This window comes from Streptomyces sp. NPDC107581 (assembly GCF_055657175.1).
The window spans coordinates 1-15,046 of the sequence record NZ_JBVKBH010000042.1 but is presented as its reverse complement, the minus strand read 5'-3'; the positions used below and the strand labels follow the sequence as shown (position 1 = coordinate 15,046).

Below are 15,046 nucleotides of genomic sequence, written 5' to 3'. Positions count from 1 at the left end.
CGCCCGCTCCTCCACCGACACCACCGGCACCACACCCACCCGCCGCAACGGCTCGGCAACCACCGCCTCCAACACCCGCACAAACCGCCCGGCCAGCACAGCTGCGGCCTCGGCGTCGAACAGGTCGGGACGGTGGTCGAGGCGGAAACGCATCGCCGGGCCCGGGACGGCCACGAGGGTCAGCGGGTAGTGGGAGCCGTCGCTGGTGCTCTGTCCGGTGACACGGACCCGGCCGTCCGTGGCGTCGGAGCCGGGGGAGGAGGGAGAGCCGGGGGAAGAGGAACTCCCCACGTCGTGCGGGTAGTTCTCGAACACCACCATGGTGTCGAAGAGTTCGGGAAGACCGGCCGTCTGCTGGATGTCCGCCAGCCCGAGGTGCTGGTGGGCGAGCAGGTCCAGCTGGCCGTCCTGGAGACGGTGGAGCAGGTCCACGACCGGCTCCGCCGCCCGTACGGGCACCCGTACGGGGACCGTGTTGATGAAGAGCCCGACCATGCTCTCGATGCCGGGTATCTCCGGGGGGCGGCCGGAGACGGTGGCGCCGAAGACCACGTCGTCGCGGCCCAGCAGTCTGGAGAGCAGGATGGCCCAGGCGCCCTGGACGAGGGTGTTGACGGTCAGGCCGAGTTCGCGTGCCCGGGCCGTCAGCCGTTCCGTCTGGTCCGGGGTGAGGGAGAAGGCGGCGTGTTCGGGAACGCCGGCCGTCGTGTTGTCGCTCTGCGGCGCGATGAGCGCGGGCTCCTGCAGGCCGCTCAACGCCCCGGCCCAGGCGGTACGGGCCGCTTCCTTGTCCTGCTGTGCCAGCCAGCCGAGAAACGTGCGGTACGGCGTCACCGGCGGCAGGGCGCGGACGTCGGCTCCGTTGCCGTACAGGGTGAACAGCTCGTGCAGCAGGACGGACAGTGACCAGCCGTCCACCAGCAGGTGATGGAAGGTCAGTGAGAAGCGGAAGCGGTCCTCGGCCAGCCGCAGCAGGGTGAAGCGCACCAGGGGCGGAGCGGTGAGGTCGAAGCGGCGGGCACGGTCGGCGCGCAGGAGCTCCGCGGCCCGGTCCGTGCGGGCGGCGTCGTCCGGCTCGTCGGTCAGATCGGCCTCGTGCCAGGGCGTGGTCACGGACGACGGGACGACCTGGACCGGCTTGCTCAGCCCCTCGTAACGGAAGCCGACGCGCAGGGTGGCGTGGCGGGCCAGCAGGGCATCGGCGGCCGCGCGCAGGGCGCCGCTGTCGAGTGCGCCGGCGACGTCGAGCACATGCTGGGAAACATAAATGTCGTCGGCCGCCGGGTCGAAGAGCCCATGGAATAGCAGACCTTCCTGCAATGGTGTGAGCGGAAGAATGGCGTCGAGCCCGGTCTGCGTCACTCCCGCACCTCTCATTGTGAATTCCATGCCCTCGGATGCTGGCGCGATCATTCAACACGAGGGGATCGGAGCTGTCACTGAATTAAGGTGGGGCTGAATATCGCGATGTATGTCAAGGGGGCGCACGGGTGTCGGCTGAAAGTGTGCCTGAGGCCGTGGACAGGCCCGCAGGGGTGGTGTCGGTACTCGCCGTAATGGTGGCGGTACGGTGGGTGTCGGGCTGCCGATTCTTTCTCCGTTGACTGGCCCGCCGGCCACGGACTATGTTCCCCCGCCATATGGAATTCTGCTGTCAGCGGTCCGTCGTGCGTCTCGCTCTGGGGGAATGAATGCCCATTTCCATCACCGGCTTTCTTAGTGTTGTCGAGGCGTTTCGCGGGAATGCGTCGGTCCGTCCGGACGAACCCGCGGTGACCTTTGTGCGTGATCTCTCCGCCGAAAGGGTCGACGAAACCCTGACCTATGCGGAACTCGATGCCGAGGCCCGGCGGATCGCGGTCGCGCTGGCCGGGCGGGCGGCCCCCGGGGACCGCGCCCTGCTGCTGTACCCGGAGGGTCTGCACTTCGCCGCCGCCTTCATGGGGTGCCTGTACGCGGGAGTGATCGCCGTACCGGCGCCGCTGCCCGGCCAGTACCGGCACCAGCGGGAGCGGGTCACCGCCATCGCCCGTGACGCCGGGGTGGCCGTGGTGCTCACCGACTCGACCGTCCAGGCGGACGTGCGGGAGTGGGCAGAGGGCCAGGACGACGTCCGGGCCGGCCTGGTCGTCACCGACGGGGAGGGGCCGGACGGCCCGGGCGGCGCGGACCCGGACGCGTGGACCCTGCCGGCGCTCGGCCATGACACCCTGGCGCTGCTGCAGTACACCTCCGGCTCCACGGGTGACCCCAAGGGTGTGATGGTCACCCACGGCAATCTGCTGCACAACGTGGACAGTCTGCGCCGCACCTTCGGCCTGGACGCGGGGACCCGGTTCGGCTCCTGGATCCCGCACTACCACGACATGGGGCTGATGGGGATCCTGCTGCCGCCGCTCGTGCTCGGCGGCTCCTGCACCCTGATGTCGCCGACCACGTTCCTGAAGCGGCCGTACTGGTGGCTGCGGATGGTCGACGAGTACGGGCTGCACTGGTCGGCCGGCCCCAACTTCGCCTACGAGCTGTGCGCCCGCATGGTCACCGACGCGCAGCTCGCCCAACTCGACCTGTCCCGCTGGACGTACGCACCCAACGGCTCGGAGCCGGTGCAGGCGGCCACGCTGACCGCGTTCGCCGAGCGGTTCGCCCCGGCCGGATTCCGCGCCGAGTCACTGACCCCCTGCTACGGCATGGCGGAGGCCACCGTGTTCGTGTCCGGCGCCGGCGGCCGTACCCCCGCGGTCCGGCGCGTGGACGCCGAGGCGCTGGAGCGCCACGAGATCGCCGCTGCTCACCCGGACCGTGCCGTCCGTACGCTGGTCGGCTGCGGCGCGGCCGACGACTACGACGTACGGATCGTGGACCCGGCGACCCGGCAGGTCCTGCCGCCGGACCGGGTCGGCGAGATCTGGCTGAAGGGGGCCAGCGTCGCCCTGGGCTACTGGCAGCGGCCGGACGCCACCGGGGCCACCTTCGCCGCCGAGACCGCGGACGGTGAGGGCGGCTTCCTGCGCACGGGCGATCTGGGGCTGCTGCTCGACGGAGAGATCCATGTCACCGGCCGGATCAAGGAGACGCTGATCGTCCGCGGCCGGAACCTGTATCCGCAGGACATCGAGCACGAGCTGCGGGCCCAGCATGACGATCTGAAGGGCCTGTTCGGCGCGGTGTTCACCGTCCCGGTGCCCGGTGTGGACCGCACCGACGAAGGTGTCGTCGTCACCCACGAGGTGCGCGGCCGCCTCGGCGAGGACGTCCTGGCCAAGCTCGCCGCCGGCCTGCGGGAGACCGTGGCCCGCGAGTTCGGCACGGGTGTCCACGCCGTGGCCCTGCTGCGGCGCGGCGGTGTGCGCCGCACCACCAGCGGCAAGGTCCAGCGGACCGCGATGCGGGAGCTGTTCCTGAACGGCGAACTCAACGCGCTCCACCTGGAGTCGGCCGCGCGGTCCGGCTCCCCGGCTCGGCGGCAGGGGTGACCGTGCACACCACCGTCGAAGAACTGGACCTGCTGCTCGGCGCCCCCGGCGCGGAACACCCGGCCTACCGCCCCGCGGCGCTGGCCGAACTGGACCGCCAGGAGGCGTTTCCGGCGGATGCCTGCCGAGTCCTGGACGACTACGGGATGGCCGGGTACTACGTGCCCGCCACCGCCGGAGGCAGGCTGCACGACCACACCGAGCTGCTGCAGCTGCTGCGCACCGTGGCCCGGCGTGATCTGACGGTGGCCGTCGGCCACGGCAAGACCTTCCTCGGCGCGGCCTCCGTGTGGGTGGGCGGCACCCCCGAACAGGCCCGTCACCTCGGGGAACTGATCACTTCGGGGGCCGTCGCCTCCTGGGGGCTGACCGAGCGCGGACACGGCAGCGACCTGCTCGCCGGCGAGGTGAGCGCCGCTCCCGCCGTCGACGGCTGGCGGCTCAACGGTGAGAAGTGGCTGATCAACAACGCCACCCGCGGACACCTGGTCTGCGTGCTGGCCCGCACCTCGCCCGACGGCGGCCCGCGCGGCTTCAGCCTCTTCCTCGTCGACAAGCGGCAGCTCGCCGAAGGCGCCCACACCTGCCTGCCCAAGGTGCCCACCCACGGCATCCGCGGCGCCGACATCAGCGGCATCGCCTTCCACGACGCATGGCTGCCGGACACGGCCCTGGTCGGCGAGGTCGGCGCAGGCATCGAGATCGTCCTCAAGACGCTCCAGCTCACCCGCACGATCTGCGCGGCCCTTTCGCTGGGTGCCGGCGACACCGCCGTACGCATCGCGGCCGACTACGCCCGCAACCGCGTCCTGTACGGCCGGGCTCTGGCCGAACTGCCGCGCGTGCGCCGCATCCTGGGCGAGATCACCGCGGCCCGGCTCCTCGCCGAGGCCACCGCCACCGTCGCGAGCCGCAGCGTCCACGCACTGCCCGGCGAGCTCGGCGTGACCTCCGCGGTCACCAAGGCCCTCGTCCCCGAGCTGGTGCAGCAGATCCTCGACCGGACCGCGGAACTCCTCGGCGTACGCAGCTTCCTGTCCGAGCAGTACGCCGACGGGGTCTTCGCCAAACTGGAACGCGACCACCGGGTCGTCGCCATCTTCGACGGCAACACGGCCGTCAACCGCAACGCCCTCATCGATCAGTTCCCCCTGCTGGCCACCGGCTACCGGCGGGGCAGGACCGACCGGGACGGCGTCGCCGCGGCCACCGAACTCGTCCTGCCCCTGCGGGAGTTCGACCCCGCGCGGCTCTCCGTGATCGCGCTCGGGGGCAGCTCGCTGGTGCAGTCCCTGCCCGAGGCGGTCGCCCGCGTCCGCGCCCAGGCCGAGGCGGGCCGGCTGCCCCAGGAGGTCGCCGTCCTCGCCGAACTGATCAAGAGCGAGTGCGACACCCTGCACCAGGAACTCGCGGCCCAGCGACGCACCGCGGGGAACGTACCCGCCGAGGCCTTCGCCCGCGCGGAACGCTACGAACTCTGCTACGCCGCCGCGGCCTGCCTGCGGCTGTGGCTCGGCAACCCCCACCCCGCGAACCACCCCGGCGAGCCGCCCACCGCGGCCCGCAACGGGCTCTGGCTCCAGGCCTGCCTCCGCCTGATCCTCACCCGCCTCGGCCACCGCCTCGGCGAGGCGGGCGCCGTGGCCTACGACCGGCTCGCCGACCACGTCCTCGACGCATCGGGCGCCCCCGGCCTGACCACCCTGCTCGCCGGCCCGGCCCTCAGGAGCAACCCATGACGAGCGCGACCAGCGCGCCCCCGGCCCTCGCCTTCCCGCACCGCGCCGACACGATCGAACAGCACCTCGGCGACCCCCGCGACCCCGCCAACCCGCTGGGCTTCCGACAGATCCTCGACGCCGACGAACGCGGCGAGATGTTCGCGGCCGGAGAGCGCGCCCTCGACGACTACGACCTGGGCGCCGAGTTCGTGCCGCCCGAGTACGGCGGCCGACTCACCCGCCTGGACGAACTCGTCGAGATCATGCGGTCCGTCTACCGCCGCGACCCCTGCCTCGGCCTCGGCTACGGTGCCAGCTCCTTCATCGCGGCCGTCAACATCTGGACCGCGGGCAGCGAGGAACAGCGCCGCCACGTCGCCGACCTGCTGCTGCGACGCCGCAAGGTGTCCGTCGCCTACCACGAACTCGCCCACGGCAACGACATGACCGGCACCGAGTTCGAGGCCATCCCCGGCCCCGACGGGCTCGTCCTCAACGGGCGCAAGGAGGTCGTCACCAACCTCCAGCGCTCCGACGCCGTCGTCATGTTCGCCCGCACCGACCGGGGGCCGGGCAGCCGCAGTCACTCCCAGATCCTCGTCGACAAAGCCCGCATCCCCGCCGGGCACATGCGCTACCTGCCCCGGTTCGCCAGCTCGGGCATGCGCGGCGTACAGCTCGGCGGCATCGAGTTCCACGACTGCCGGCTGCCCGCCGACAGCGTGGTCGGACGCCGGGGAGAGGGCCTGGAGACCGCCCTGAAGGCCTTCCAGATCACCCGTACCACGCTCGTCGCGATGTTCCAGGGCATGCTCGACACCGGGCTGCGCACCGCACTGCGGCACCTCTCCACGCGCACCCTGTACGGGCGTCCCGCCACCGAACTGCCCGAGGTGCGCTCGGTACTCGCCGGAGTCCACGCCGACCTGCTGCTCTGCGACGCCTTCGCCACCGTCGGCGCCCGCGCCCTCCATGTCGTACCGGCCGAGACGCCGATCTACGCCCAGGCCGTGAAGTACTTCATCTCCAAGATCCTGATGGACGCCATGCACCGGCTGTCCACGCTCCTCGGCGCGCACTTCTACATCCGCGAGGGCGAACACGCGATCTTCCAGAAGCTGCTGCGCGACATCCAGCCCGCCGGCTTCGGACACGCGGCCCGCGCCGCCTGCCAGATGTCGCTCCTGCCGCAACTGCCGCTGCTGGCCCGCCGCTCCTGGCCCGCGGGACGCACGGTCCCCGAAGGCCTCTTCCGCCTCGACGCCGACCTGCCGCCCCTCCCGTTCGACCGGCTGACCATCACCGCGGGCGGCCGCGAAGGACTCAGCTCCGCCCTGGCCGCCGGACTCGACGCGGCCCCCGAACTGCTCTCCGCCCACCCCGTGATCGGCAGGGTCGGCACCCACCTCCGGGACGACCTGCACCGACTCACCACGGAGTGCACCGGCCTGACCCGCACCGAACTCTCCGTCGCGGCGAGTTCGGCCTCGTACGACCTGACCCATCGCTATGTGAACGTGCTCGCGGCCGCCGCCTGCGTCGGACTGTGGCAGCACAACCGCCACCACCCCGACCCCTTCCTCACCGACCCCGCCTGGCTCGCCGCCGCCCTCGCCCGGATCCCGCTGCACCCCGGCGTCCCGGTGCCCCGGCTGCCCCAGGACCTCGAACAACACCTCTACGACGAACTGATCGAGCGCCACGAATCCGCGACGAGCCTCGGCCTGGTCCGGCGACGGCTCGCCGAAACCCACCCCAAGGAGAAGTAGTCATGTCGAGCTCCACCGTCGAGACCACCGACCCCAACCTGTCCGCCGAGGCCCTGACGGCCTGGCTCCGCGAGCGCATAGCCGCCCACCTGGACATCTCCCCCGAGTCGATCGCCCCGGACGAGTCCCTGACGACGTACGGACTCGACTCCCTCTACGCCCTCACCATCGTCGCCGAGATCGAGGACCACCTCGGGCTGACCCTCGAACCGACGGTGATGTGGGACCGCCCGACCCTGACCGGACTGGTCGAGGCCATCTCCGAAGAACTGCCGCTGGCCGCCTGACCGTTCGGCTGCGCGGCGCAGCGCACCGGCCGGACGGCTCGTCCGGTCAACCTCGTCCAGAGAACGAACAGAACGTGGGTAGGTATTCAGTGTCTGAGCATGGGTCGGTCCGTCAGGCTGCTTCGGCCGCGCAGACGGGTGTGTGGGTAGGGCAGCAGCTGGCCCCCGACAGCCCGCTGTACAACTGCGCGACCTACTTCGACATCGCAGGACGACTGCACCCCGAACTCCTCGCCGAGGCGGTGCGCCGCACGGTCGCGGAGACGGAAGCGCTGCGCGTGCGGTTCACCGAGGACGACGGTGAGCTGTGGCAGACCGTGGAACCGGCCGGCGGTGACCCCCTCCCGCACATCCTGGACGTCACCGCCGACCCGGACCCGGAGGCCGCCGCCCGCGCCTGGATGGACGCCGACCTGGCCACCGCCACGGACCTGCGCCGCGAACCCCTGTACACCCATGCCCTGTTCCAGCTGGGCGAGGACCGGTCCCTGCTGTACTTCCGGCATCACCACATCGCCCTCGACGGCTACGGCCAGGCGGTCTACTGCCGCCGGCTCGCCCAGACCTACACGGCGCTCGCCGCGGACCGCGAGCCCTCCGCCACCCGCTTCCACGCCCTCGCCTACCTCCTCGACGAGGACCGCGCCTACCGCGCCTCGTCCCGGCACGACGAGGACCGCGCCTACTGGGGTGCGGTCTACGCCGACCTGCCCGAGCCCGTGTCCCTCACCGGCCGTTCCGCCGCCCCGGCACCCCGTGCCCTGCGCCGCACCGTCGCCCTGACCGGCGACCGTGCCGCCCGGGCGGCGGCCGCCGGCCGCTGGTCCAGCGTGCTGCTGGCCGCGGTGGCCGCCTACAGCCACCGCCTCACCGGCGGCGACGACGTGGTGCTCGGCCTGCCCACCGTGGCCCGCACCACGTCGGCCGCGCTCGCCACCCCGGCGATGTTCGCCAACGAGGTCCCCCTGCGCCTGACGGTGACCCCGGCCACCCGCTTCACCGACCTCGTCGACCAGGTCACCGCACGCGTCCTCGACACCCTTCCGCACCAGCGCTACCGCGGCGAGGACCTGCACCGCGACCTCAGCCTGTCCGGCGGCGGGGGACTGCACTCGATCACGGTCAACGCCATGTCGTTCGGACGGCAGATCCGCTTCGGCGACCTGGACACCGTCATGCATCCGCTGTGGACCGGCCCCGTCAAGGACCTGTCCGTGGTGTCCTTCGGCGACCCCGCGGCCTCCGACCGGGGCGTCCTCCTCGAGTTCGACGCCAACCCCGACCTCTACACCGAGTCCGAACTCGCCGCCCACCAGGACCGGTTCACCGCCTTCCTCGACGCGCTGACGGCCGATCCCGACCGGCCCCTCGGCGCCGTCGACCTGCTCGGCGACACCGAACGGGAGCGGATCCTCACCGACTGGAACGACACCGCGCACCCGGTGCCCGGCCACTCCCTGCCCGAGATCTTCCAGGACCGGGCCCACCGCATCCCCGACGCCGTCGCCCTCGTACACGGCGCCACCCGGCTCACCTACGGCGAACTCAACTCCCGCGCCAACCAGCTCGCCCGCCTCCTGGTCCAGCGCGGCGTCGGCCCCGAGCAGTACGTCGCCGTGGTCCTTCCGCGCTCCGCCGACCTCGTCGTCGCCCTGCTGGCCGTCCTCAAGACCGGCGCCGCCTATCTGCCCGTCGACCCCGCCTACCCGGCCGACCGCATCGCCTACGTCCTCGACGACGCACGCCCCGCCCTCGTCCTCACCGACAGCACCCTCGCCGAGCGTCTCCCGGACGCCACCGTGCCCAGGGTCCTGCTGGACAGGGACCGCACCGGCGCACTGCCCGCCGGCGACCTCCACCCCCGCGAGCGCATTGCACCCGGCCGTGCCGCACACCCCGCCTACGTGATCTACACCTCGGGCTCGACCGGCCGCCCCAAGGGCGTCGTCGTCCCCCGCGGCGCCCTCGACAACTTCCTCGCCGCGATGGACCACCGGCTGGGCATCACCGAGGACGACCGACTCCTCGCCGTCACCACCATCGGCTTCGACATCGCCGGCCTGGAGCTGTACCTGCCGCTGCTCAACGGCGCCACCGTCGTCCTCGCCGACCGCGACCAGGTCCTCGACCCCGACGCACTGCGCACGCTCGTCACGGCGGAGTCCGTCACCGTCCTGCAGGCCACCCCCAGCCTGTGGCGCGCCCTCACCGACGGCGACGACGGCCGGCTGCGCTCCGTGCGTGCCCTCGTCGGCGGCGAGGCCCTGCCCGCCGACCTCGCCCGCACCCTGGCCGGCACCACCGCCTCCGTCACCAACCTGTACGGACCGACCGAGACCACCGTGTGGTCCACCGCCGCGGCCATCACCGCCGACACCCCCGTCGCCATCGGTACGCCCATCCTCAACACCCGTGTGTACGTGCTCGACCAGGCCCTGCGCCCCGTCCCGGCCGGAGTCTCCGGAGAGCTGTACATCGCGGGCGAGGGGCTGGCCCGCGGCTATCACGGCCGCCCCGGACTGACCGGTGAGCGCTTCGTCGCCGACCCGTTCGGCCTGCCCGGCTCCCGTATGTACCGCACCGGAGACGTGGTCCGCTGGACCGCCGACGGTGCCCTCCAGTACCAGCGCCGCGCCGACGACCAGATCAAGCTGCGGGGCTTCCGCATCGAACTCGGCGAGATCGAGACCGTACTGCACAGCCACCCCGCCCTGGCCCGGGCCGCCGTCATCGTCCGTGAGGACCGGCCGGGCGACCGGCGACTGGTCGCCTACGTCGTCCCCGGCGCCGCATCCGACGAGCCCGACCCGGCCGGTCTGCGCGCCCACCTCGCGGCGGCCCTGCCCGACTACATGATCCCCGCCGCGTTCGTCGCGCTGCCCGCCCTGCCGCTCACCCCCAACGGCAAACTGGACCGCAAGGCCCTGCCCGCCCCGGACTACACGGACGCCGACGGCGAGCGCCGCGCCCCTGTCACACCTGCCGAGCACGCTCTCTGCGCCCTCTTCGCCGACGTCCTCGGCGTGCCGGCGGCCGGTGTCGACGACGATTTCTTCGGGACCGGCGGCGACAGCATCATGGCCGTCCGCCTCGTCGCCCGCGCCCGGCGAGCCGGACTGCCCGTCACCGTACGAGACGTCTTCCGGCACCGCACCGCCGCGGGCCTCGCCGCACTCGCCGAACAAGCGGGACCGGCCGGCGCAGCGGACCGGGACGCGGAACTTTCCGGGCCCAGCGGTACCGCGGTGGGCCCGGAGCGGGACGCGGAACCCTTCCGGCACGGCGGTCCGACCGCAGCGGGCCCGGAGCGGGACGCGGAACCTTCCCGGCGCACCGGTCCGACCGTGGCGGAGATCGCCCAGGCCAGGTCGGCCGCCCCGGACGCGACCGATGTCCTGCCGCTGTCGCCGCTCCAGGAAGGCCTCTTCTTCCACCACCAGTTCGACACCGCGGCCCTCGACTACTACAACGCGCAGACCGTCCTCACCCTCGACGGCACCCTCGACCCGGCCGCCCTGCGCGCCGCCGCCGACGCCGTCCTCGCCCGGCACGCCGTCCTGCGCTGCGGCTTCCGGCAGACCGGAACCGGCCGCGCCCTGGCCGTCGTCATCGACTCCGTCACCGCACCCTGGCAGCAGATCGACCTCGGCCACCTCGACGACGAGGCCGCCGCCACGGCCTGGGACGACATTCTCGACCGCGACCGCTGGACCCGCTTCGACCTGACCGAACCTCCCTTGATCAGGTTCACCCTCGCCGGCACCCGCCCCGACCGCTGGCAGCTCGCTGTCACCAACCACCACATCGTGCTCGACGGCTGGTCCCTGCCCCTCGTCGTCCGCGACCTCCTCGCCGAATACGCCCACCGAGTCGCCCCCGACGACCGGCCCGACGCGTCACTCCGCACCCGCCCCTACCGGGACTACCTCGACTGGCTCGCCGCGCACGACCATGACACGGCGCTCGCCGCCTGGAGCACCGCACTCGACGGAGTGGAGGAACCGACCCGGCTCGGCACCGAGGAGCCCGGCACCAGCCCCGCGCCCCAGCAGCGCCTCCGCTTCTCGCTGCCCGCGCCGGCCGCCCGCGCCCTCACCCGCGCCGCGCGCCGCCACGGCGTCACCGCCAACACCCTGGTGCAGGCCGGCTGGGCCGTCCTGCTCTCCCGGCTGACCGGCCGCACCGACGTCGTGTTCGGCGTCACCGCCGCGGGCCGCCCCGCCGAACTCGCCGACGCCGAGACGATGGTGGGCCTCTTCGTCAACACCCTGCCCCTGCGTGCCACGCTGCGCCCCGCCGAGACCGTCGCCGCGTTCCTGCGCCGCCTCCAGGACCAGCAGGCCGACCTCGTCGACCACCAGCATGTCGACCTCGCCGAACTGCAGCGCCGGGTCGGCGTCGGTGAACTCTTCGACACCCTCACGGTGTTCGAGAACTTCCCCCTGGACCACGCCTCCATCAACGACCACGCCACCCGGGCCGGCCTCACCCTGGGCGACGCGGAGATCCGCGGCGGTACCCACTACGCCCTGGGGCTCGCAGCCCTCCCCGCCCCCTCCGGCGACGGCCTCGACTTCCGTCTCGACTACCGCCCCGATCTCGTCGGTTCCGCGTACGCGCGGTCCGTCGCGGACCGTTTCGTGCGCGTGCTGGCTGCGATGGCGGCGACGCCGGAGGTTCCGGTGGGCTCGATCGGTGTGCTGGAGGACGAGGAACGGCAGCGGGTGCTGGTGGGGTGGAACGACTCCGCCACCGTGTCGCCTGCCGAGGATCTGGTGGTGTCGTTCCGGGCGCAGGTGGCCCGTACACCGGATGCGCAGGCAGTGGTGTCCGGTGAAACGGCCCTTTCGTACGCCGAGTTGGATGCGCGTAGTGAGCGGCTGGCACGGCTGCTCGCGGAGGACGGGGTCGGACCCGAGCGATTCGCCGCCGTCCTGCTGCCACGGTCGGTCGATCTGGTCGCCGTACTGCTGGCCGTACTCAAGACGGGCGGCGCGTATCTGCCGCTGGACGGGGACTTCCCCGCCGACCGCCTCGCCTTCATGCAGGACGAGACCCGGCCCGTCGTCACCGTCGACCAGGCATGGCTGGCCGCCGCGGAACACCGCGAGCCGGTGGGTGAACTGCCGGAGGTCGTCGATGCGGCGCAGGCCGCCTACGTCCTGTACACCTCCGGCTCCACCGGCCGCCCCAAGGGTGTCGTCATTCCGCGTGGCGCCCTGGCCAACCTCCTTGAGGACATGCGCCGCCGCATCCCCCTCAACAGCACGGACCGGCTGCTCGCCGTGACCACCATCGGCTTCGACATCGCCGGACTCGAACTGTTCACCCCGCTCACCACCGGCGCCACCGCCGTCATCGCACCCACCGGCATCATCCACGACCCCGACCGGCTGCACACCCTGCTCACCGATGAGCGGATCACCGTCATGCAGGCCACCCCGAGCCTGTGGCGAGCAGCCACCGAGACCCCGGCCGTCACCGGCGCCCTCGCCGGCGTCCGCGTACTCGTCGGCGGTGAAGCCCTGCCCACCGACCTGGCCCAGGCACTCACCGAGGCCGCCGCCGAAGTGATCAACGTGTACGGGCCCACCGAGACCACCATCTGGTCCACCGCCGCCCACCTCGACCACCACGCACCCGTCACCATCGGCCACCCCCTCGACAACACCCAGCTCTACGTCCTGGACACACACCTCCAGCCCGTCCCCGCAGGAGTCCCCGGCGAGCTCTACATCGCCGGCACCGGCATCGCCCGCGGCTACCTCAACCGGCCCGACCTGAGCGCGGAACGATTCCTCGCCAACCCCTACGGGGCTCCCGGGTCCCGCATGTACCGGACCGGGGACATCGCCCGCTGGTCCTCCCACGGCGACCTGGAATACCTGCGCCGCGCCGACCAACAGATCAAACTGCGCGGCTACCGCATCGAACTCGGCGAGATCGAAACCACCCTGCGCAACCACCCCGCCGTCCAGCAGGCCGCCGTCATCGTCCACGACGACCGCCTCATCGCCTACACCGTCGGCACCCCGGACACAGACCTGCGCGCCCACCTCGCCCAGACCCTGCCCGCCTACATGGTCCCCTCCGCCTTCGTCACCCTCGACGCACTCCCCCTCACCGCCAACGGCAAACTCGACCGCAAGGCCCTGCCCACGCCCGAGTTCGAGACGACCGGCGACCAGCGGCGCGCCCCGCGCACCCCGCAGGAAGAGATCCTCCGCGGTCTGTTCGCCGACGTCCTCGGGGCCCGGCAGATCGGCATCGACGACAGCTTCTTCGACCTCGGCGGACACTCCCTGCTCGCCACCCGTCTCGTCGCCCGCATCCGCACCACCCTCGGCACCGAACTTCCCGTACGCGCCGTCTTCGAAGCACCCACCGTCGCGGGCCTGGCGGAAGCACTCACCAACGCCACGGCGGCCCGCGCCCCGCTCACCGCGCAAGCAAGACCCGAGCGGATCCCGCTGTCGTACGCACAGCAGGGGCAGTGGTTCCTGCAGAAGCTCGAAGGCCCCAACGCCACCTACAACATCCCCATCGCGCTGCGCCTGAACGGCGTCCTCGACCACGGCGCGCTCCAGGCTGCCCTCACGGATCTGGTGGAGCGGCACGAAGCCCTGCGCACCCTCATAGGTGACGCCGGGAGCAGTGCCGAACAGATCGTCCTGGCGAACGCGGTGCCTGGCCTGACCGTCGAACAGGTCGACGAAGAGGAGCTGGCGCACGCTCTGGAGGAGGCCGCCGCTCGGCCCTTCGACCTCACCCGTGACCTGCCCCTGCGCGCCACCCTCTTCCGCACCGGCCCGGACGCGCACGTCCTGCTCCTCCTGGTGCACCACATCGCCGCTGACGAAGGCTCCTTCGCTCCGCTCGTCCGTGATCTGACGACGGCGTATGCGGCGCGGCGGACGCTGGGGGAGGCTCCTGCGTGGGAGCCGCTGCCGGTGCAGTACGCCGACTACACCCTCTGGCAGCGGGAGGTACTCGGTTCCGAGGACGATCCGGAGTCTGCGGCGGGAGAACAACTCGGCTACTGGGAGCGCGCGTTGGCTGGACTCCCGCTGGAGCTGGAGCTGCCCACCGACCGGCCTCGGCCGGCGGCTCCGTCGCATCGTGGTGATTCAGTTCCGTTCGGTCTGCCTGCGGGTCTGCGTGAGGGTGTGGAGGGGCTGGCGCGTGAGCATCAGTGCACTCCGTTCATGGTGGTGCAGGCGGCGTTGGCGGTGTTGCTGCACCGGCTGGGTGCCGGGAGTGACATCCCGATCGGCTCGCCGGTCTCCGGCCGCACGGACGCGTCCACCGAGGCCCTGGTCGGGTTCTTCGTCAACACGCTCGTTCTGCGGACCGACCTGTCCGGCAACCCGACGTTCGCCGAACTCCTCTCCCGTGTACGGGAGTCGGACCTGGCGGCCTACGCCCATCAGGACGTGCCCTTCGAGCGGCTCGTCCATGTCCTCAACCCGGAGCGGTCGGCTGCCCGTCACCCCCTCTTCCAGACCGTTCTGAACTGGACCGACGAGGACGAGCGGCGCGCGCTTCTGGACAGCCTGGACATGCCGGGTCTCGCTGTGTCGCCGATGGGTGTGAGTACGGGGGCTGCGAAGTTCGATCTGGTGTTCCATCTGTCCGGGTTGGCCGGTGGGGAGGTGGAGTACAGCGTTGATCTGTTCGACCGGTCGTCGGTGGAGGCGTTGGCCGGGCGGTTTGTGCGGGTGTTGGAGGCGGTGGTTGCCGAGCCGTTGCGGCGGGTGGGTGTGGTGCCGGTGGTGTCGGTGGAGGAGCGGGCG

6 protein-coding genes are annotated in these 15,046 nt (G+C 72.0%); 5 read left to right on the top strand and 1 reads right to left on the bottom strand.

From position 1 onward, the window contains the following. Positions 1–1,362 (bottom strand): condensation domain-containing protein (locus tag ACZ7P3_RS42135; protein WP_472089985.1); only part of this gene is annotated, 1,362 nt, incomplete at its 3' end. Between the two features lie 329 nt (positions 1,363–1,691). Here ACZ7P3_RS42135 and ACZ7P3_RS42130 point away from each other — a divergent pair. The 5 genes from ACZ7P3_RS42130 to ACZ7P3_RS42110 all read left to right on the top strand — a co-directional run. Next, entirely contained in the window at positions 1,692–3,476 is a 1,785-nt protein-coding gene (locus ACZ7P3_RS42130) for a fatty acyl-AMP ligase (protein WP_472089984.1), read from the top strand. Positions 3,477–3,478: 2 nt separating this feature from the next. Then, positions 3,479–5,215, top strand: coding sequence for an acyl-CoA dehydrogenase family protein (locus ACZ7P3_RS42125; protein WP_472089983.1), 1,737 nt, complete (start codon positions 3,479–3,481; stop codon positions 5,213–5,215). Then, positions 5,212–6,966, top strand: a complete 1,755-nt coding sequence (locus ACZ7P3_RS42120; RefSeq protein WP_472089982.1) for an acyl-CoA dehydrogenase — start codon at positions 5,212–5,214, stop codon at positions 6,964–6,966. Before ACZ7P3_RS42125 ends, ACZ7P3_RS42120 begins: the two co-directional genes overlap by 4 nt. Before the next feature lie 2 nt (positions 6,967–6,968). After that, entirely contained in the window at positions 6,969–7,253 is a 285-nt protein-coding gene (locus ACZ7P3_RS42115) for an acyl carrier protein (RefSeq protein ID WP_472089981.1), read from the top strand. Next, positions 7,187–15,046: amino acid adenylation domain-containing protein (locus ACZ7P3_RS42110; protein WP_472089980.1), on the top strand; the 7,860-nt coding region annotated here is incomplete at its 3' end. The genes ACZ7P3_RS42115 and ACZ7P3_RS42110, both read left to right, overlap by 67 nt.

Coding starts and splice junctions, on each gene's coding strand:
- ACZ7P3_RS42130 (WP_472089984.1), top strand. CDS start 1,692: ATGCCCATTTCCATCACCGGCTTTCTTAGTGTTGTCGAGGCGTTTCGC.
- ACZ7P3_RS42115 (WP_472089981.1), top strand. CDS start 6,969: ATGTCGAGCTCCACCGTCGAGACCACCGACCCCAACCTGTCCGCCGAG.
- ACZ7P3_RS42120 (WP_472089982.1), top strand. CDS start 5,212: ATGACGAGCGCGACCAGCGCGCCCCCGGCCCTCGCCTTCCCGCACCGC.